This window comes from Candidatus Avelusimicrobium fimicolum, assembly GCF_021632165.1.
Taxonomy (GTDB): Bacteria; Elusimicrobiota; Elusimicrobia; order Elusimicrobiales; family Elusimicrobiaceae; genus Avelusimicrobium; species Avelusimicrobium fimicola.
The window spans coordinates 225,369-245,024 of the sequence record NZ_JAJWTS010000001.1; the positions used below are offsets into that span (position 1 = coordinate 225,369).

General features: G+C 48.3%; 16 protein-coding genes and 1 tRNA gene. 10 read left to right on the forward strand and 7 right to left on the reverse strand.

Annotated features, from left to right (window positions below; all coding sequences use genetic code 11):
• Positions 1 to 29: 29 nt before the first annotated feature.
• Positions 30 to 392 (reverse strand): fluoride efflux transporter CrcB, encoded by a 363-nt coding sequence (gene crcB / locus ACQY2K_RS01080; RefSeq protein WP_428040415.1) that lies wholly within the window; start codon positions 390 to 392, stop codon positions 30 to 32.
• Positions 393 to 457: 65 nt separating this feature from the next.
• Positions 458 to 2,002 (reverse strand): phosphoglucomutase, encoded by a 1,545-nt coding sequence (locus tag ACQY2K_RS01085; protein WP_428040416.1) that lies wholly within the window; start codon positions 2,000 to 2,002, stop codon positions 458 to 460.
• Between the two features lie 111 nt (positions 2,003 to 2,113).
• On the opposite strand from ACQY2K_RS01085, the gene ACQY2K_RS01090 reads away from it, so the two are divergent.
• From ACQY2K_RS01090 to ACQY2K_RS01100, 3 genes are all read left to right on the forward strand, one after another.
• Positions 2,114 to 2,812, forward strand: a complete 699-nt coding sequence (locus ACQY2K_RS01090) for an outer membrane beta-barrel protein (protein ID WP_177747707.1) — start codon at positions 2,114 to 2,116, stop codon at positions 2,810 to 2,812.
• Positions 2,813 to 2,818: 6 nt separating this feature from the next.
• Positions 2,819 to 3,718, forward strand: a complete 900-nt coding sequence (murB, locus tag ACQY2K_RS01095; RefSeq protein ID WP_428040417.1) for a UDP-N-acetylmuramate dehydrogenase — start codon at positions 2,819 to 2,821, stop codon at positions 3,716 to 3,718.
• Positions 3,719 to 3,799: 81 nt separating this feature from the next.
• Positions 3,800 to 3,874: transfer RNA gene (locus ACQY2K_RS01100), tRNA-Asp, on the forward strand.
• Between the two features lie 261 nt (positions 3,875 to 4,135).
• Here the strand turns inward: ACQY2K_RS01100 and ACQY2K_RS01105 are convergent.
• On the reverse strand, positions 4,136 to 4,624 hold the full coding sequence (locus ACQY2K_RS01105; protein WP_177747675.1) for a deaminase: 489 nt from the start codon (positions 4,622 to 4,624) through the stop codon (positions 4,136 to 4,138).
• A 91-nt stretch (positions 4,625 to 4,715) separates the two neighbouring features.
• Between ACQY2K_RS01105 and ACQY2K_RS01110 the strand changes: the two genes are divergently transcribed.
• Positions 4,716 to 6,008: a POTRA domain-containing protein gene (locus ACQY2K_RS01110; RefSeq protein ID WP_428040418.1), complete on the forward strand. Its 1,293-nt coding sequence runs from the start codon at positions 4,716 to 4,718 to the stop codon at positions 6,006 to 6,008.
• A 101-nt stretch (positions 6,009 to 6,109) separates the two neighbouring features.
• Complete coding sequence (locus ACQY2K_RS01115; protein WP_428040419.1) at positions 6,110 to 6,634, forward strand: ferritin-like domain-containing protein; 525 nt, start codon at positions 6,110 to 6,112, stop codon at positions 6,632 to 6,634.
• 47 nt (positions 6,635 to 6,681) lie between these two features.
• Here the strand turns inward: ACQY2K_RS01115 and ACQY2K_RS01120 are convergent, their stop codons facing one another.
• Positions 6,682 to 7,911: a protein-glutamine glutaminase family protein gene (locus tag ACQY2K_RS01120; RefSeq protein WP_428040420.1), complete on the reverse strand. Its 1,230-nt coding sequence runs from the start codon at positions 7,909 to 7,911 to the stop codon at positions 6,682 to 6,684.
• Positions 7,912 to 8,068: 157 nt separating this feature from the next.
• Between ACQY2K_RS01120 and ACQY2K_RS01125 the strand changes: the two genes are divergently transcribed.
• Both ACQY2K_RS01125 and ACQY2K_RS01130 read left to right on the forward strand, forming a co-directional pair.
• On the forward strand, positions 8,069 to 10,429 hold the full coding sequence (locus ACQY2K_RS01125) for a sodium-translocating pyrophosphatase (RefSeq protein ID WP_428040175.1): 2,361 nt from the start codon (positions 8,069 to 8,071) through the stop codon (positions 10,427 to 10,429).
• Between the two features lie 74 nt (positions 10,430 to 10,503).
• Positions 10,504 to 11,358, forward strand: coding sequence for a hypothetical protein (locus tag ACQY2K_RS01130; protein ID WP_428040421.1), 855 nt, complete (start codon positions 10,504 to 10,506; stop codon positions 11,356 to 11,358).
• A 44-nt stretch (positions 11,359 to 11,402) separates the two neighbouring features.
• Here the strand turns inward: ACQY2K_RS01130 and ACQY2K_RS01135 are convergent, their stop codons facing one another.
• The gene (locus tag ACQY2K_RS01135) at positions 11,403 to 13,448 is read right to left on the reverse strand and encodes a M3 family metallopeptidase (RefSeq protein ID WP_428040422.1); all 2,046 of its coding nucleotides are present in this window, start codon (positions 13,446 to 13,448) and stop codon (positions 11,403 to 11,405) included.
• A gap of 67 nt (positions 13,449 to 13,515) precedes the next feature.
• Between ACQY2K_RS01135 and ispH the strand changes: the two genes are divergently transcribed.
• The 3 genes from ispH to rlmB are packed head-to-tail and all read left to right on the forward strand — an operon-like array spanning position 13,516 to position 17,083.
• On the forward strand, positions 13,516 to 15,207 hold the full coding sequence (ispH, locus tag ACQY2K_RS01140; RefSeq protein WP_177747654.1) for a 4-hydroxy-3-methylbut-2-enyl diphosphate reductase: 1,692 nt from the start codon (positions 13,516 to 13,518) through the stop codon (positions 15,205 to 15,207).
• Positions 15,208 to 15,225: 18 nt separating this feature from the next.
• Positions 15,226 to 16,326, forward strand: a complete 1,101-nt coding sequence (locus ACQY2K_RS01145; RefSeq protein ID WP_428040423.1) for a 6-phosphofructokinase — start codon at positions 15,226 to 15,228, stop codon at positions 16,324 to 16,326.
• A 7-nt stretch (positions 16,327 to 16,333) separates the two neighbouring features.
• Positions 16,334 to 17,083 (forward strand): 23S rRNA (guanosine(2251)-2'-O)-methyltransferase RlmB, encoded by a 750-nt coding sequence (gene rlmB, locus ACQY2K_RS01150; protein ID WP_177747648.1) that lies wholly within the window; start codon positions 16,334 to 16,336, stop codon positions 17,081 to 17,083.
• Positions 17,084 to 17,127: 44 nt separating this feature from the next.
• On the opposite strand, the gene ACQY2K_RS01155 is transcribed toward rlmB, so the two are convergent.
• Together ACQY2K_RS01155 and ACQY2K_RS01160 are read right to left on the reverse strand one after the other, a co-directional pair.
• The gene (locus ACQY2K_RS01155; protein WP_428040424.1) at positions 17,128 to 17,760 is read right to left on the reverse strand and encodes a pilin; all 633 of its coding nucleotides are present in this window, start codon (positions 17,758 to 17,760) and stop codon (positions 17,128 to 17,130) included.
• Between the two features lie 623 nt (positions 17,761 to 18,383).
• On the reverse strand, positions 18,384 to 19,598 hold the full coding sequence (locus tag ACQY2K_RS01160; RefSeq protein WP_428040425.1) for a metallophosphoesterase: 1,215 nt from the start codon (positions 19,596 to 19,598) through the stop codon (positions 18,384 to 18,386).
• Between the last annotated feature and the right edge of the window lie 58 nt (positions 19,599 to 19,656).

Sequence of the window (19,656 nt, forward strand, 5' to 3'; positions counted from 1 at the left end):
CACGGGCCTTTTTTAATAAAAAAATATCTCTATAACATTTGGTGCAATTTAAACCCGCCCCACACCGCCGCCAAACAAACCAGCACGTTTAACAGCACATTAAGCCCAGCCCAAATAAATTCCCGGTTGTGATACAGCGTAAGCGTATCCAAAGAAAAAGAGGAGAACGTCGTAAACCCGCCCAATACACCTACTATCAAAAACAACCGCCCGGGGTGGGTGGCAGATTCAAAATACGGAGCCAAAAACCCTATCGCCAAACTCCCCAACACATTGACGGCAAGCGTAGCCCAATGCCCGCGCCACGATAACGCGGCGGCAAACACTGTAACACCGTAACGCAAAGAAGCCCCGGCAAAGCCGCCCAAACCTACATATAAAAAATTTATCATATTGCTATTTTACCCAAACAAAAGGAGCGGGCTACCAAGACCGCTCCCGATAAATATTTTCCTTTTTAAGCCAACAGCCGTTGGGCTTGTCTGATGAGTTCGTCCAAGTGTTTCTGGCTGATAAAGGTTTCGGCATAGATTTTTAAAATATTTTCCGTGCCGGAAGGGCGCACCAACAACCACGAGGACTGCAAATAAATTTTAATGCCGTCCGTATCACGCACGCGGGTTACCCGTTCGCCCGCCACTTGTTGGAGCGTATCAAAATCGGCCGATTTTAAGCCCTTTACGCGCTTTTTGGTGGCCTCATCTGTCGGAATATCCACGCGCGTATAATAGGGAGTGCCATACTTGGCGGTCAGCCCGTCATACAGCGCAGCAATATCGCCTTCTACGGCGGTAATTTCCATTAACAGACATACCGCCAAAATGCCGTCCTTTTCCGGGGTCCAGCCGCTGACAGACATTCCTGCGCTTTCTTCGCCGGCCAATACATATTTGCGCTTTACAATGCCCTCCACAAAATATTTAAAACCGACATTTACTTCATCCAATTTTAGCCCATACCCTGCCGCAATCCGGTCCAACAACGACGTTGTACCCAAGGTTCTACCAATGGAACAGGCTTCGCGCACCTTTTGGTGGCGGTATAAATAATCTGCCATTACGCACAAGGCGTGGTTCGGCGGAATCAAACCGCCCTTTTTGGTCGCGCAACCGAAACGGTCCGCGTCCGGGTCGCTGGCGCCGGCAAAATCGTAAGTGCCGTCTTCCACCAATTTGATAAGCGGCGACATAGGATATTTAGACGACGGGTCCATACGGATTTTACCGTCGTGGTCAATCGGGATAAAGTAGAAAGTCGGGTCCTGTATCTTGCTGACAATTTCCATATTATCCAAATGGTAGGTTTTCTTAATGGCTTCGTAAAAAGCCAAACTGCTTCCGCCTAACGGGTGTATAGCAAATTTAAGCGGGGAAGCGGCAATCTTTTTAAAATCAATAAATTTAGACAAGGCAGTAACATAAGGGGTAACCAAATCGGCCTCGCGCACAAGCCCTTTTTCACGCGCCTGCGCCAACGGCAAGGTTTTTATTTCTTCCGTATGGGCCATATAATAATTGGCATACTTTTCAATTTGACCCGTTACCGCAGCATCCGCCGGCCCGCCGTTGGACGGGTTGTATTTAAGGCCCATATCTTGCGGCGGATTGTGGCTGGCGGTACCATTTAACGAGGCACTCGCACGCCCGCTAATAATTTCAAATGAAAAAACCGGCGTGGGTAAAGGCATATCGGGCAAAATAACGGTTAGTCCGTTTCCGGCTAACACCTCGGCGCACAAATTGGCCGTATCACGCGACATTAAACGCGTATCCCCCCCTACCAAAATAGGCCCTTCAATATGCTGCTCCTGATGAATCCGCGCCACCGCCTGCGCAATCGCGCGGGCGTGCAATGCACAAAAACCCGTCCCCAAACTGCCACGGTGGCCGGAGGTGCCGAATTTCACAGGCACAGGCGTACCTTGCGGGTTAAAAAATTGTTCTCTTAATGCGTTTACGTCAATTCTTTCTTTTGTCAGAGTTCCGGCTAATTCGCTTACCATAATTCACTCCTGGGCGGACGGTTTCTACTCCGTACCCGCCGGACGGGTTGCACATCCCCCCGTCATTTTCTATCATATTATATATCTTGAAATTTCGCAACGGAGAAAACTATGAAAAAACTGTTAGCCCTTTTGGTCGCATTTTTCACCTTGGCAGGCTATGCTTCCGCCACCAATATCGCAGACGATTTCCGCGCGCATTATTCCGCGTCTTCCGATTTATCTGCCTATAATAAGGACATTAACGCTATGATTGGCGTGGCCGATTTTCATACAGGCAAAGGCACTGCGTTCCCGGGGTTTGATATCGGGGCAACATTAAGTGCCGTAAAACCCTCCGACAAGAACAACATCACCACGGACGATTACCTGTATGCCGGTTTTATTACCGCAGAAACCAAAATTCCCGTGCTGGATTTGGGTGTAGTGGTGCGTGGTACGGATATGAACGGTTTTCAGTCTTTGGGCGGCGGATTAAAATATCATTACAATTTATTTGATACGATTCACTTGTCCTTGGCTGGTTTTTATGACCGTGGCAAGACTGATTGGTACACTACCGACCATTACTCCGCCTCCGCTGTGGCCTCTATGAACGTGTTGTTCTTCACCCCGTATGTGGGCGTGGGTTACGACTATGGCGAACTGAAAACCAAAAACCTGGGTGCAGAACGCTCCACCAAAGACGGAGCCGTACGCTATACGGCAGGCGTAAACGTAAAACCGTTCCCGTTTGTCTATATGTTTGGCGCTTACACTTACACGGCTGACAACCACGCCTTACAAGGCGGCATCGGGCTGAACTTTTAACCTTTTATGGATTACAAACAAGAATTAAAAACTTTCTTTGGCGAGAACTGCCTTTTTAACGAGCCGATGTCCAATCACACCACCTACCGTGCGGGCGGCCCGGCAGAGGTGTATGTTTATCCCCAAACGCACGAGGAATGGAGTTTTGTTTTAAAATTGGCCCGCACCGCCAATATCCCCCTGCGTCTTATCGGCTTTGGTTCCAATATCTTGGTAAGCGGAAAAGGCTTAGGCGGCATTGTCTGCTCTACCAAAAAAATGAACAATATCCGCGTAGAGGGAGACCACATCCGCGCCGAAGCCGGAGCCGCACTAGACAAAGTATGTGAACTGGCCTGCAAAGCCGGTCTTGCCGGTATGGAAAAATTATCCGGAATACCGGGCAGCGTGGGCGGCGCAGTATATATGAACGCGGGTGCGTTCGGACAAGAAACTTTTGATTGTTTGGAATATTTTGACGTAATAGATTTGGAAGGCCGCCCGGGAACGCTGTTAAAAGAGGACCTGAAATTCGGCTATCGCCGCGTGGAGGGAATTTCAAACTGTATTATTTTGTCTGCCGCCTTTAAACTGGCCCCAGGCGAATTTACACAACTGCTAGAAACCCGCCACACGATTCAACACAAGCGGATAGAAAAACAGCCGCTTGAATATCCCTCCGCCGGGAGTGTGTTTAAACGTCCGGAAGGAGATTATGCGTCGCGCCTGATTGATGAGGCGGGCCTGCGCGGGCTGTCTGTCGGCGGGGCAAAAGTGTCCGAAAAACACGCCGGGTTTATTGTTAATTTCAACCACGCAACTCCGGAAGATATTAAATCCTTGATGGACCAAGTTCGCCAAAAAGTAAAGGAAAAACACGGAGTGGAATTGGAATTAGAACAAATTTTGTGGGGAAATTTTGATTGATTTCCCTATACAAATAAAGTTTTTTGAAAAAGTGTTGACGTAAACCGCAGAATTAGTTAAAATATATATGTAGCAGGTAAAGGAGTCGTGGTGTAGCCTGGTTAACACGCTGCCCTGTCAAGGCAGAGACCGCGAGTTCGAATCTCGTCGACTCCGTATTTTAGTTTTGAATAATTAGCATTTATCCCCGTTAGGATTAACTCCCGACGGGGATTTTTTTGTGCGCCACTTTATATAAAAACGGCGCATTCATTTCAGTTTGTTGGATATCAGGAAAATCCGGCATTTATCCATAAACAAGGCTTAAACGGATAAATATTTTTGCCGCATAAAGCGGGGTAGCCAAATATCCGTCCAAGCCTTTTTTATAGAGGGGATAGAAATTTCTTTTGCTTTTTTCCGGAGCAACTAGCCAAACTAATATCCCCTTGTGCCGCTCAAAGATTCGTCGTTCTCCACCCAGTCCTGCACATTAATTACACGGTAATCATTTTCCGTATCGCGGATAACCACTTTCTCTATCCCCGCATTAATCACCATACGTTTGCACATAGAACAACTGGACGAATTTTTAATATATTCTCCGGTATCGGCTTCACGCCCGGCTAAATAGAGGGTTGATCCCAGCATTTTATCACGCGGGGCACTGATAATGGCATTGGCCTCGGCGTGTACACTACGGCACAGTTCGTAACGTTCCCCGCGAGGAATATTTAACTGTTGGCGGATACAATATCCCAAATCTGTGCAATTCTTCCGTCCGCGGGGCGCCCCCACATATCCGGTAGAAATTACTTCGTCATTTTTGACGATAACCGCCCCATAGCGGCGGCGCAGACAAGTGCCCCGCTGGGAAACCACATCGGCTAAATCTAAATAATAATTTACTTTATCGCGCCTGGGCATAATCCCTCCTATATCTTTGTTGGTTATTATAGCAAATATGCTTTAAGCAATAAATTACCTACCGGTAAGTATAAAAGATATAATTTTATATATGAAGATTTTTTTATCTCTTTTGCTGATTTGTTTTTCCCTTTCCGCCTTTGCCCAAACTGTGGGTAACGTGTCGGTTTCGTCCACGCGGATGCGGCCCGAAACCCTTAAAAAATTATTCTTGCTAAAACCAGGAGATACATTTTCGCCGGAAATCTATGAAAAAGCCCAAGATGATTTGCACCGGTTGCGCGTATTTAAAAAGTTGGATTTTACCGCCACCCCGCAGGGCGACAAAGTAGATATTGCCATTAATGCCCAAGACGGCAGTTATATTTTTCCCCTCGCCTTTGCGGCCGGCGGTGCCAAAAGCGCGGCAGGTGTTTCTTTGGCGGGCGGGAACTTGTTTAAACAGGGTGAAAGCACCTTCCTGTTTGGGGGCGGCAGCCAAGACGGCATCACCGCCAGCGCCGGAATCACCCAAGGGGATGAACATCTGTCTGTATCTTACACCAAACTGAATTTTGACCAACGTTTTTACAGCGGATACCGCTCCAATATGTTTGGCGTTTTCTCCACCACTAATGATGAGGATAAATACACAAGCGATTTAAAGGCGCAAGTCCACTCCAAAAAAGAACAATTTTCCGTTACCTATTCACACCGTTTTTCCCGCACCGTCCGCGCGTTTATCCGCCCGGAATATGTCCGCTATGCTTATTCCTCTCCGGGGTTTGATAACGGTAACCACAATCAAATTACCTTGGGCCTTCACCTGACGGACGATATCCGCCAAGGTACTAATATGGGCGCACTTTCGGGCTATGGGCTGACCGACAAGGAAAAAAGTCTGCGCAATTTACCCCGTGTCCGCCAAGGCTACGCCACCGGTATCTATTATACGGGCGGCGGAAATTGGACGGGAAGTGATTATACCCTTGCAAAACTGGGTCTAAATGCCGCGTGGGTACTGGAACTTAAAAACCGCCATATGTTTATTGTACAGGGCAAAGCGCAGGACGCGTTTAAGGCTTCTTTCAGCGACGAGATTTTATCGGCCGATTTACTTACCTTCGGCCGTTACGACCGCCAAATCCGCGGCGAAAGGGGGGCCGGTATCGGGGCCTCGTTTGTTTATTATCTGTTACGAAACCATACGGGTCTTTTGTCCTTGGCTCCGTTTTACGAAAATGCCTATGTATATGCAGGCGGGAAATACCGCGCCCACAGCGGTGCCGGAGCAACACTTTCTTATAAATTATGGCGTTTTCCGCTCCCGCTGGGTATTAATTATACCCACAATCTGCAAGACGGCGGGAACTTGGTCGGCTTTGTTATCGGCGGGGCCCTTTAACTAACCTTTTTTACCCCAAGTAAAAAGATGCGCTAACTGCTATACTGGCGGTAAGGAGCGGCTTTGCCGCATCCGGCAATAATTAAACAGGGGGTAAAAATATGGGAATGAAAGGAAGAGAAATTGTACAACGAGCAGGGCTGGATGTTCAAGCGTTAGTAACCGCTTTAAACAAGGCTTATTGCGATGAGTGGCTGGCGTATTACCAATATTGGGTAGGTGCCCAAGTGGCTACGGGGGTGCTCGCACCCAAACTGATAGAGGAAATGGAGGAACACGCCGCCGAAGAATTGGATCACGCTAAAAAACTATCCAAACGCATTATAGAACTGGGCGGAACACCCGTTTTATCACCGCAAGATTGGTACAAAGAAAGCACTTGCGGCTATTTAGTACCCAAAGACAGTGAGTCCAAAATTCTGTTAGCGCAAAATCTTCAAGGTGAAAGATGCGCCATAGAAGTTTATAATAAATTGTTAGATATGGTAAAAGGCAAGGACCCGATTACCTTCCACTTACTCCGAGAAATTTTAGAAGACGAAGTGGAACACGAACAAGACTTGGAAGATATCGGCCTGGATATTAAAGACACCATAGGAAAAGATTGCGGCTGTTGCGCCGGATAAAAACCTCTTCCGCTAAAAAGCCCCGCTACTAAGCGGGGCTTTTTAAATCAGTTTCCTATGGGATACGGTGTATAAGTCCTGCCGTTTTTCACAATATTTTTCCCTTTTCTGCTATCCGGACGGACAAGACGTTTTTCGTCCGCTTCCCGTAGCCGAAAGGGCTTCAAATACATTACCGTTGTTTTAGAATCAAACTTTTTCAGCCAAGCAGAAAATTCTACCGGTTCTGTAAACAAAAATTTATCTATTACCACCGGCACAAACTGTCCTCCGCGCCGGATTACCGCCAACGCGGCGGCGTGATATTGCCATTTTGGATATTTTTGGCCGTCCGGCGAAACAAAATTATTTTTTCCGTCCGCCGATACTAGGTATTCTCCTTTTTGCGAACGCATTGTAATTTCATACAAACGCAAGGTGCTTGTACTCCGTGTGTTTTTCCGGCCGACTACGGCGCGGCAAATTTTGCGGCACGAATCATACGTGCAAGCGGCACACTCGTCCGTAGCGGGACGATACAGGTATTGTTTGGAACTGGAATTATAGCGTCCGGCAGTTTTATCCAAAACATCCAAACTGGGCGCGTTTTCCTCATACAGCACCACCTGACGGCTCAACTCTTGCAAGGACGCCTGCATATATTTTTTAAAAAAATTCTTTTCCGTCCCGGGAACAGAGGCCGTCCATTTGGCCCGGGCCAAAACAAAGCCCGCACGTCCGTTTTTCCCGGCGGAGTTTTTCAAGGTATTTAAAAAAGCCGTTTCCACATAATCATTTTTCAAATCATCCACCTTGTATTTGGGCAAATGTGCCTGGCGGAAATAATCAGCCAAACGGGCTTTGATTTCCTTTTTATGACTGCGATAAAAATCTAAACTATCCTGCACATTAAAACGGTCGCGCATATGCTCAAACGCATCCAACGCGCCAAAATAGTTTGCGTTCAAGCGCGCCGGGGCCTGTGCGGCTCCGTACACGGAGGCCGAAATATACATTTGGTACAAATACCCCGCCATTGCGGAAATGATGTCAGACGAATCAAACCAATACGTCATCCGCTCCCAAGTGCCCACCTCGTCAAACACCTGGGTTGACACCGGATAGTACCGCATCCACGCCAAGCGGTTTAAGCCGGGGTTCTTTTGTGCAAAAACGGAACCCGCCATTTTTTGTTTTAACTGTGTATAAAAAGGAGACGAGAGCCGCTGTGCCTGCGCAGAAACGCCCAGCAACCCCAAAGTGCAAACGAATATAAAAAACCTTTTGATACTCTTCATAATGTATAGTATAGAAAACAAACTACTTCATATCAAGGGACTTTGGGTACTCTTTTGTCTGGGCCAAAAGACCTATGTGCCGGGGAAAAGCGATATTTACCAGATTATTTATTATAATATAGGAGAAGTTTCACTTCCGTTCAAAAGGAGATATGCTATGTGGTATGGAATATCGGCCCTACGCACCTTTGAACAATACGCGTTGTTCGGCGTACTGTTTATTGCGGTGTTGGGCCTTTTGTATGCCTTATTTTTGCGCAAGCAGGTTATCAGCGAAGATGCCGGCACCCCGGAAATGTTAAAAGTTTGGGGCGCCATTAAGGAGGGCGCAAACGCCTACCTGAAACGACAACTCAAAACCATTTTGCCGTTGATTGGGTTACTGACAGTCTGCCTGTTTTTATCCGTCTATATTGTGCCCGTATCGCAAGATTCTATGGAACGCTTTGCGGGGTTGTCTCCTGAAAAAGTTAAACTCATTGCCGCTTTTGGCCGTGCGGGGGCGTTTATATTAGGGGCGGTCTTTTCGCTTTTGGTGGGCCAGTTGGGTATGCGTATCGCCGTGGATGCAAACGTCCGCGTAGCGGCGGCTTCCAAACGCAGTTTTGGTGATGCGTTGCGCATTGCCTACCGCGCCGGAACCGTTACAGGAATGCTGACAGACGGACTCGGCCTTTTGGGCGGAACGCTTATTTTTATTATTTTCGGCATTGCCGCGCCGGATGCGCTGTTAGGTTTTGGTTTTGGCGGCACGTTACTTGCCTTATTTATGCGTGTAGGCGGCGGTATTTACACCAAAGCCGCTGATGTGGGAGCAGACCTTGTCGGCAAAGTGGAGGCAGGGATTCCGGAAGACGACCCGCGCAACCCCGCCGTGGTAGCCGATTTGGTAGGCGACAACGTGGGAGACTGCGCCGGTATGGCCGCTGATATTTTTGAATCTTACGAAGTTACCATTGTTTCCGGGCTTATCTTGGGGATTGGCTTATGGAGAATTACGGGCCATCACGAGTGGATTGTTTATCCCCTTTTGGTGCGCGGTATCGGCGTTTTGTGTTCCATTATCGGCACTTATGCGGTAAAAGATTCCAAACGCTCCGCAGGAAACGCTATGAAGGCTATTTTTAAAGGGTATAGCATTTCTGCCGCTATTTCCGTAGTCATCTTCGGGGTATTGGCTTATTACTATATGGACCAAGTCCCCGGCGGCTGGTGGAGACCGTTTGCCGCCACTACCATCGGCATTATTTTGGCTATCGGCATTGACCGTTTAACCGAATATTTTACAGGTACGGAAAATAAACCTGTACAGGAAATCAAAAAAGCTACCGCCACCGGCTCCGCCACTACGATTTTGTCCGGTATTGCGGTAGGCTTTGAATCGGCCGTATGGACCACCCTGGTAATTGCGGCCTCTATCTTTTGTTCCGTCTTTATCTTCGGTACTATTGACGGCCTGACTCCGGCGGAAAAGTTTAACTTTATCCTCTACGGGGTAGCGATGACGGGTATCGGGATGCTGACCCTCACCGGCAACAACGTGGCGATGGACTCCTTCGGCCCGATTGCCGACAATGCCAACGGCATTGGCGAAATGAGTTGGCACGGACAAGAGGATAACGAAACAAAAAAAGCCCGGCAGATTATGGCGGACCTAGACGGTGTGGGAAACACTACCAAGGCTATTACCAAAGGGGTGGCTATCGGTTCAGCCGTAATTGCGGCGGTATCGTTGTTTGCCTCGTATATGGTGGACGTGAGCAACGTACAGCGCTTACTAAATGATGCTTGGGCCGCCGCAGGCGAAAGCAAAATGCTTACACTTTTGTCCCAAGTAGGCATTGTGGTTTCCAACCCGGTTGTGTTTGTCGGGATGCTGATCGGCGGAGCGTTGCCGTGGCTATTTTCCTCCTTTGCTATCAACGCCGTCAGCCGTGCGGCCGCGCTTATCGTGCAGGAAGTCCGCAGACAGTTTAAAGGCGGGGTATTGGAAGGGAAAACCCAGCCGGACTACACCCGCGCCGTAAGTATTTCTACCGTCGCAGCGCAAAAAGAATTAATTATTTTGGCCCTGTTGGGAATTGTCTCCCCGGTGGTGGTGGGTCTTGCGTTTGGGGTGGAAGCCTTAGGCGGATTTTTAGCCGGGATTATTGTTTCCGGCCAGTTGCTTGCCGTATTTATGTCCAACGCGGGCGGTGCGTGGGATAATGCCAAAAAGGTAGTAGAGGACGAGCCTACGGACTTAGCCGCCAACACAGGTAAAGGCTCCGAACGCCACAAAGCCAGTGTGGTGGGCGATACGGTGGGCGACCCGCTCAAAGATACGGCAGGTCCGGCAGTCAACCCCTTAATTAAGGTGGTAAATATGGTGGCTGTTATCGTAGCGCCGATTATCGTCAATTATCACAACGATTTTACCCCCTTGGGCAAAATCGGCTGGGTGGTAGTAATTGTACTCTTGGCGGTATTAGGCTGGGCCATTTTAACCAGCAAAAAGCCCGCCCAAGAAATTAAATAAACCGCTTGCATTAAAAACTCCCCGCTTGTAAAAACGCGGGGAGTTTTTCTTTTGTTTTTTGGTATGATATGAATATGACGATTGTAATTATTCTTATTATGCTTGGCGCGGGTGTGGGCTTATGGGCCACCACGCGCACCCGCACCGCCCGTTTGGCGCAAATGGCGCGCCTGAACGGCTGCCGCTTTGATAAAGAAAAGGACACTGTAACCACCGAACTGACAGCGGGGCGGCTGGAATTTTTTACGTTATTTTTTCATCAATACCAAAACGTCTGCACCTGGTCGGACAATTTGGCCTTTATGCGCGTAGCCGACGATAATATTTACACGGACGACAATCCCAAAACAAAGCCCCTCAAATTAACGCTCTTTACGGCTGAACTGAAAAAGAGGCAGTTTCCCGCGCTTAAAATAGCACCGATAGACTCGCAGTTTGCGCCGTCGCAATATGCGTTAATGAAGACGAATATCCCGGCGGTGGACAGCCGCTACCGCGTACACGCGCCCACACCGGCGGCGGGCCTTGTATTAACCCCATTTTTAATCGGGCTGTTAAAAACACGCGGGAATATGTATTTGGAACTCAACGACAATGCCCTCGTTTATCACGAAAACACCTGCATTTCGGTAGAAGATTACCAATCTTTCCGTTTCCGTGCTATGCAGATTTTGCACGAACTGGAAAACGCTCTTATTAAAATGGAAAAAACCGACCCGGCATCCACTGCCACTTTATCGCCCAAACCGCAGGACGAAGCCGAATTGCGCGCCGAAGCAATGCTAAAAGCACTCTGCTCCCCGCGTGAAGCGGCCGGCCAAAAGGAAGGCAGCGGCTTTCGCGGAGTATGGATTATTATGCTGCTTGCGGTACTGCTAGGCATATCGCTTTTGTCTTGGTTTGCGCTTAACAACTGGGTACAACGGTAGTTTTACATATAAAAAATCCGCGCTCTATAAAAGCGCGGATTTTTTTATTTAATTCCCAAACTTTTTAAAAAAGCCTTGTCGTTATATGGGCGGCCCAGGAATTGCTCCACCATTTCGTTTTCGTCATACACCGTACCGGGGGTATAGATGTACTTACGCAATTTGACTCCTAATTCCGCATTAAACAGCCCCTCCTCCTCAAAGCGAGAAAAGATATCCTGCGCAATCACCAAAGACCACGCATACACATAGTAGCCCACGTCATATGGGTCGGTCAAACTCATAATATGCCCGAAACTCGCCTGAGGATAAGTGCCCTTTGTCATCGGGATACCGCTGATATTGTGCATCATTTGGGCATATAGTTTAGTAGAATCCACGCGCTTGGCGGCTGTATGCAAAGCCAAATCGTACTGGCCCAAAAAGTTCTGCCGCAGAAAAGCAACCGCCACGCCCACATTTTTGGACTTGACCAAAGATGAAATCAGCCCGTCCGGCAAGGCTTCGCCCGTTTTGTAATGGGCGGAAATCTTTTTAAGCACTTGCGGCTGCCACGCCCAGTTTTCCAACAGTTGGGAGTGGGCTTCAATATAATCCCACGCTACATTGTCGCCCGTGAGCGTAGCGTATTTGGAAGTAGCCATAGACATTTGCAAAACGTGCCCAAACTCGTGGAACAAGGTTTCCACCTCGCTGTGCTCCAAGAGGGACGGCATCCCGTTGCCCGCCGGAGTAAAGTTAGCCGCAATCACCACAGAAGGGGTTTGCATTTGCCCGTCCGGTAGTTCAAAGCGGTCCACAAAACTCCAAGTGGCGGCGTGTGTATATTTGCCATCGCGCGGGAACAAATCCAAATAAAAGTTGGAAATCAATTCGCCCGTTTTTTTATCCTTAATTTGATACACCACTACTTCCGGGTGCCAAACGGGCAAATCCGCTTGGGTAAATGTAATTCCAAAAAGGTTTCCAAACACTTCAAACATCCCGCTAATCACTTTATCCGCCGGGAAATATTCCTTAATTTTATCGTCATCTACCTGGTAATATTTCTTTTTGTACTGGTTGCTCCAATACGGCAAATTCCACGCGGTCATTTCGTCCGCCTGCTGCCCGGTGGTTTTCTCTTGTAGTTTTAAATAGGCCTTCATCTCATCCTGGGCAAGCGGTGTAACTTCCTTTTGCAAATTCTTTAAAAACGCTTCCAACGTTTCGTAATTTTTGGCCATACGCACCGGAAGTACATAGTCCGGGTAGCGTTTAAAACCTAACAAAGCGGCCTGTTTGCGGCGCAGTTCAACGGTATCTTCCAGCAATTTTACGTTTTCTTTACCGCCGCGGCGGGCAAATTTTTCCTGCAAGGCTTTGCGCGCTTTCTCGCTCTTGGCTGATGACATAAACGGATTATAGTCCGGGTATTTTAATGTAACGATATATTTTCCGTCCTTCGTGCGTTCCAAACGGTTGATGTAGGTTTCGCCCAAGCCGTCCAGTTCCTCACGCCCAACCACCAGTTCATCTTTATAATTATTTAAATTAACATTATACCGGGTAATTTTATTTAAACGCGCCGTATTTAGTTTGGCATACGCTTCGGCATCCTTTTCCGACAGGGCCATACCCGCCCGTTCAAAACGCTCCAACCATTTGGAAAGCAAGCGCATATCTTCGTGGTTTAACTGCGGGTTCGTGTCTGCGTATTCCTTTAAAGCCTTATACACATCTTTGCGCGCAAAAACGGAAAGTTTTTTATCCACCCCTTTGGCCTCCAAATTAGCGGCGGCATCACGCACGGCAGAATCTTGGTGAAAATACGATAAGAGCGATAAATTCTTCGGCACAAACCAATACGAGGTATAGGCATCCTCCAACGCGCGCACAGTATTGGTAAAGTCGCGCCGGTCAGCCGGGATAGCGGCCAAAAAGTTCAAATTGATATCCAGTTCCTTCGCTGCACGTTCTTCCAACGCGGAAATTTCTTGGGGCGTATAGTCAAAGCGGAGATATCCGTTTTTAAACATATCGCCGTAAGCGCCTGCAAAAGCGGCACAGGGCAGCGTTAAAGCCGCCATACTCATTATTATTTTATTCATAGGTAAATTATAGAAAATCCGTTCTCTCCGGGCAAAAAGCAAGCGCGTAATTTCCTATAATATAAGTATGGAAAAAGAACAAGACGTAACCGTAGCAAAAAGCGCGGGCTTTTGCCCCGGAGTGAAACGCGCCATTGATAAGGTGCTGGAATTGGAAGCAGCCGGGAAGAAGCCTGTCTACACCATTGGGCCGCTTATCCACAATAAGCAGGTAACGGATATGCTGGCTGCCAAGCAAATCACGTCCATTGACCGCCCACAGGAAGCGGCCGATAAAGCGGGCGTGTTAGTTATCCGCGCGCACGGCATTACGCCTTCGTTTCAAAAAGAAGTGGAAAATTGCGGAATGGAAGTAGTGGATGCGACTTGCCCCTTAGTTAAGCACGCGCAAAACATTATTGCCAAATACGCCGGACAGGGTTATCACACCATAATTGTAGGCGACGGCGGGCACGCAGAAGTAATCGGTTTATTAGGCTACACCCAAGGCAAGGGAACCGTAGTTTCCGGACCGGAAGAAGCCGCCAAACTCCCCCACTTTGAAAAAGTAAATGTCGTTTCGCAAACCACGCAAAAAGAAAGCGTTTTTTATGAAACCGCCGAAGAAATCAAAAAACACGCGGACGAGTGCCAAATTTCCAACACTATTTGCCAACCGACTAAGGACCGCCAAAAGGAAACTATTGAACAGGCCAAAAATGCCGATTTAGTGATTGTCGTAGGCGGACGCCACAGCGCAAACACCGCACGGCTGGCCCTTTTGTGCAAGGGCTTGGCCCCGAGCGTACAGCACGTGGAAACGGAGAACGAAATAGACCCGCTCCCCGTGGTGCGGGCCAAAAAGATTTTTATTACCGCCGGGGCATCTACCCCCAACTGGGTCATTGACCGGGTGGCCGCCCGTGTACGCGAACTGCGAAAGCCGGACCCAAAATCTGTTTTATCCCATTTGCCGCAAGCCATATGGCACTTTTTGGTGCGCAACTGTTTTTACACCGCCTGTGCGGCTTCGGCCTTGACCTATGTATGTATGCGTCTGGAAGGCATACCGTCTAATGGGTTATTTTTAGCCTTTGCGGGTTTATTTGTTTATGCGTTAACGGCCTTTAACCGTGCAGCCGAAGCGCAACCCGGGCAGAACAAACGCTTTTTAACGGGAGCCAGTATAGTGGCCGCTTTGGGAGCCACTGTAATGGCCGTTCTGTTAGGCAAGGGAACCGCCGTACTGGGTGTACTCTTTTTAGCCTTGGGCTTTGCGTATCCGTTTAGGCACTTGCTCAAACTCCAACTTTTATCGCTCCCCGGCACCAAAGACATTGTAACCGCCTTGGGCTGGGCGTATGCGTGCGCGTTTTTACCGGCTTATGCTAACGATCTTTTATTAAGAAAGGCCTCATACCTGGCGGTATTTTATACGGTACTGCTTGTTTTTATGCGCTCCGTAACACTGGGTTTTACATCTGCCAACAAGGACCTGATTATCGGGCGCGAAAGTTTTTACAAAGCCTTTGGGATGACAAAAACAAAATGGGCCGTTACGCTCATTTTGCTTGCCTTAACGGCGGCATTGGGCACCTTGCTTACGATGACCTGGAAGCCGGCCTTGGTAGCAATGCTTTTACTGGGCCATTTATACACCGTTTTTATTGTAATATATTATTATAGTAAGACCACCACCCGCAGCGTGAAAGATGAAACGCTGATTGACGGCCAGTTTTTTGTACTGTGGGCGTTAAGCGCATTAGCCGCTTATTTGTAATTTGGAGGGGATAAAAATATGACTATCAAAAAAATCGGTATTTTAACCGCAGGGGGCGATTGCCCCGGTTTAAATGCCGTCGTCCGCGCAGTAAGCAAAAACGCTTTGCGCCACGGCATTGAAGTTTTGGGCCTGAAAAATGGCTTTGACGGACTTGTACGCAACGAATTTATCCGCATTACGGACGAAACCGTTTCCGGTATTTTGACCTTAGGGGGAACTATTTTGGGTACGAGCAACATTGCCAACCCCTTTAATTATACACTTCCGCCCTTTGGCTCACCGGAAACCCCGCGCGACTTATCTTCCGTAGCCATGCACAATTTTAAAGAAAACCAGTTGGATGCGCTGATTACTATCGGCGGAGACGGCACATTGCATATGTCCCAGCAGTTTGTGGATATGGGTATGCCGATTGTAGCCGTGCCAAAAACGATTGATAACGACTTATCCGCCACCGACCAGACCTTCGGGTTTGACTCCGCCTTGGCGATTGCTACCGAAGCCATTGACCGCTTGCACACCACCGCGCAGAGCCATCACCGCGTAATGATTGTGGAAACAATGGGCCGCTACGCGGGGTGGATTGCTTTGCGTTCTGCCTTGGCCGGCGGGGGCGACATTGTACTTATTCCGGAAATTCCGTATAACGAGGATGTTATCGTCAACTCCATTTTGGAACGCCGCAGTAAAGGAAAAAATTTCAGTATCGTAGTAGCCGCCGAAGGAGCCAAAAACGAACAAGGCGAACAGACCGTTGCCCGCACTTTGCCCGGCAGCACGGACCCGATTCGCTTGGGCGGTATTGCGGCTAAGTTGAGCAATATGATTGAAGACCGCACCAAAATTGAATCCCGCGCCTGCGTTCTCGGACACACCCAAAGGGGCGGCACTCCTACGGCCTTTGACCGCTGGCTTTCCACCCTCTATGGCGCCAAGGCTTTGGAAATGGTGTTAGAGGGTAAATTCGGCTATATGGCTGCGTTTAGAGATTTTAAAATTACAGAAGTAAAAATTACGGACGCAATTTCCGATTTGAAACGTGTGGACCCGAACGGGGACGAAGTGAAAGCCGCGTTGGAAATCGGTATGAGTTTCGGCTCGTCCACCATTGGTTGAGGGAAAAATGCAAGATAATTTAGATATGATTTACGGGATTCACCCGGTGATGGAAGCGCTGAAAAGCAAAAAGCGCAATGTTACGCAGTTATATGTATCGGACAGTAAGGCCGGCCACCGCGCTGTGGAGGAAATCATCCGCCTGGCGAAACGGTGCAATGCCAAAATTGACCGCATTGACAACAAAACGCTGGACCGCTTAACCAGAAATGCCAACCACCAAGGGGTAATGGCTAAAATCCAGCCTATTAAATTAATGAAACTTTCTACCGCAATGTATGAGGCTGACGGCAACAAAAAAGACCTTTGGCTCGCCGTGGACGAAATGACCGACCCGCAAAATTTGGGTGCCATTATCCGCAGTGCGGCCTGCCTGGGCTTCTCTACCATTATTCTGCCGCAACGGCGCACGGTGGGTATTACGCCTGCCGTATATAAAGTAGCCTGCGGGGCCATTGAAAATATTAATATTGTGGAAGTAGCCAATCTGTCTGCCGCCCTCAATGATTTGAAAGAGGAAGGCTTTTGGGTTTATGGGGCCGATATGGCCGGGAAACCCATTAACACAATGGAATATGCTTCCCCGGCGGTATTGGTAATCGGTTCCGAAGGTTTTGGTATCCGCGAAAAGACGGCTGAAAATTGCGACGAAATTATATCTATTCCGCAAAAAGGCGGGGTAGAAAGTTTAAACGCTTCCGCCGCGGCGGGTATCATTATGTACGATATGATGTCCAAAGTGCAGTTAAAGAAATAACTGTAACTCTCTTAGTAAAAGCCCCGCTTCCGCGGGGCTTTTTATTACATTACTCTGCATTGGTTACCACCGCAAAGTGATTTACAAAGGCCTTTCTTCCCAACAGGGGCATCGTCGCCCTCTCCACAAATCCAATGGATATCCTCGGAATTTTCATTTGCCTCGTCTAGGTCTGGGACAAAAGCATAGGTGGATAATTCATCATCACATTTACCGTTAATCACTTCGGTTACGGCAAAACCAACCCAATAGGCGTGCGTATAACAATAATGCTTGCTCTTTACTCCGCCCATAATTTCATCTGTTTCCGGGAAAGGCAAATCCTCAAATAAATCACAATCGTCTGTACCCGACAAGACGCACATTTTGTAATTATTGGATATTTTACGCAAGGTTACCAATACTTCCGTAACGCGGGCCTTTTCCACCGCTTTATTGTATTGCGGCAGAGCCACCGCGGACAAAATGCCGATAATGAGGACAACGACAAGCAACTCTATTAAGGTAAAACCAGCACTTGCAATTCGGACAGGTATGATGAAGTTGTCATTCCCGAGTGTGGGGCGGCCCGCAGGGCTCGGGAATCTATCGTTTTTCTTTTTTAATAACAACAGATCCCCGACTAAATTCCTCGGGGATGACGGCAACAAACGCCAAATTCTGTTAAACTCTTTCATTTTTATCTCCTTGTTAAGACCTTTATATTTAACCAAAACGGCCTTTTATACACATTTTTATACGGCAGATACATCCGGGTATATCCACTGCGAATTATCCAAATTTTAACAAAAAAAAAAAACGAAACAACCCCTTTAAAAATAAGTCCTGCGGACGGCTTACCTTTTTCCCCTCTTTTGACTCGTGTAGCCACACTGTTTTTGTAATGTCGCAAACCAACGAAACATCATCAATAAATAAAACAAGGCCGTCATAAAAATTGGGGTCATTCTGAACTGCCGCCCTTACCGCTAGGCGGCACCCCGTAAGGTTTCTGCACGGGATCTATTAATAGGTTTCAGAATCCACATCTTGGGTAGTTGCCGTCATCCTGGAAAGTTGTAGTCCAGGATCTGTCGTTACTCTAAAAGAGGACAACAACAGATACAGGAACGCTCCGCGCCGGCAAACCTTCCAGTACGACCTTGATCTCTATAAATGCCAAACAACACAATCGGTAGATTCTGAAACCCTGCGGGCCACACCCTAGCGAGCCGCCCGTTCAGAATGCCCTCTCTAAAAAATTAAACGGGGCAAGAATATAAAAAATCCTTGCCCCGTTGGTTCGCTTTCAAAAAATACTTTATAAATAAATTTCTAACGTGTCTAACAATTTTCCATTTTCGTTATAGGCTTTTAAGGTCAGTTTACGGTCCACCACTTTGACGGAAGCAAAGTGCCGCGCCGATACAAAGCGCGCCGTGGAAGAATCCCCGTGCTCGCGTTTGGTGGGGGCCGGCGCCGCCGTACCCAAAGTTACATACGTTACCCCGCGCGCAGACGGTTCACCGCGGAACATTGGAAAGGTTCGCTCGTAGTCAGCATCCCCCCCCTGGATAACTAAGTCCACGCGGTAATCTTCAAAAATCTTGCCCCAAGCGGCAAAAACTTCGTTGCGGCTTCCGCGCGCCCCAGTAGAATATGCCGGCGCGTTCATTACCACAATTTTCCATTTTTCTCCGGCCGAAGCCAGGGTGTTTTTCAGCCAGTCGGTCTGCGCCGATTTCTCGCCGATTTCCGGCGCCCAGACGGCCCCCTCGGCTACATTGGTATCCAAAAACACAAAGCGCACATTGGCCGTATCAAACGAATAATACTTTGGGGTGGCCTTGCTCCAAGACATATCGTGAAAACGCGTGTAATTGGTGCGAAGGAAGGACTTGCTGTCACGGCTATCGCGGTTTGGACCGTATTCATTGGGGCCCAATGCCACAAAAAGCGGATTTTTGGCAAGCACCGCTTTAAATGGAGTAAAAAATTCCCGGTCGGCATCTGCATTTAAGCCGGATGCCGTAATATTGCCCGTGTGAATTAAAAAGTCGCTCTTTTCCTTTACCATTAAATTAGCAAGCGCTTCGCGGGCACGGGTGGCTTCGTCCATCGGTTCCGGATTTTCCTCGGTGGGCAAAGGCTCCGGCGCACCCGTTTGGCCTAAAACCAAAAAGTTTACCACCTTTCTTTCTGCCGAGAACAACGTGCGGAAAGAACCCTCTATCGGCTCCTGCACACCGTCGCCCGCCGTATTGTTTACATACAGGCGGTAACAAAAATCTTGGTTAGGTACAAGACCGTACAGCACCGCCTTGTGAACGGTGCCTTCGGGAGTAACCGTCATAATTTGGTTACAACGAGGAGCGGGGCCGTATTCCAACCACGACGGGGTATCCGCATCCGTCTGCCATTTTAAAATCATAGTGGTTTGGGTCGGGTCCTCAATATACGGGCCTCGGACTACTTGGGCCGCCTGCGCAAACACGGCGGCAAAAAGAATTAAAAATAAGGTGGAAAATTTCTTCATATTTTTTATTCTACCAAATAAAGCGGCTCCGTATAGTGAAAAAACATACCGCAAACGC